This window comes from Francisella noatunensis subsp. noatunensis, from assembly GCF_009823375.1.
Classification (GTDB): domain Bacteria; phylum Pseudomonadota; class Gammaproteobacteria; order Francisellales; family Francisellaceae; genus Francisella; species Francisella noatunensis.
Genome location: NZ_WBSX01000182.1, coordinates 1 through 698 on the forward strand (window position 1 = coordinate 1; position 698 = coordinate 698).

Below are 698 nucleotides of genomic sequence, written 5' to 3' on the forward strand. Positions count from 1 at the left end.
CTTTAAAAATACCAGCACCAATACCAAGTAAACCTCCAATAAATCCAGCGCCAGACATAAATATAAAGCCAAGAATAGGGTGTTTGACACTATATTGCTGTTTTACTTTATTTACAGTCATTGAATCATTAAGCTGAAGTTTTTCGGCAATAACTGATACTTTGGTAGATTCTTGAATACTGCTATTTTGTTTCTTTTTTATAAAACTTAAAACTGCAACTACAAACAATATTCCACCAAATATAAGAAATAATGCTTGCGATTTAAGTGTTAGAGCTAGTTTAGCTCCAAATATAGCCCCAATAGCAGTAGCCAATGCCAAGAATAATCCTAATTTTTCTTTAGTTAATCCATGAGATTTTAATGAAACAAGAGATGTTGCTGTTGATGTACAGATTATTGCTACTAGAGATGCTCCAATAGCATAATGAATAGGGACATCTAATAGGGTTGATAGTAAAGGAGTTATTAATAACGCGCCTCCAATACCTATGATAGCACCTATGCCACCACCTAAAATGGCTACCATGAAGATTACTAGCTCAAAGAAAAAGTACTTTTCCACTATGAGAATACTTAAAAATTAGGGTTTTGATAGTGAATTATAACCTTTTAATAACTATTTTTTTCAAAAGATTTGAGTTTTTAATTAATTCCTTTTAAAATAGATGCTGTTTTATGTAATTATTAAAAACTAA

General features: G+C 30.7%; 1 protein-coding gene. It reads right to left on the reverse strand.

Features of this window, described 5'->3' with window-relative positions:
- A partial coding sequence (locus tag F8C69_RS10190; RefSeq protein WP_159185054.1) for a sulfite exporter TauE/SafE family protein occupies window positions 1–565 on the reverse strand: 565 nt, incomplete at its 3' end.
- Window positions 566–698: the final 133 nt, after the last annotated feature.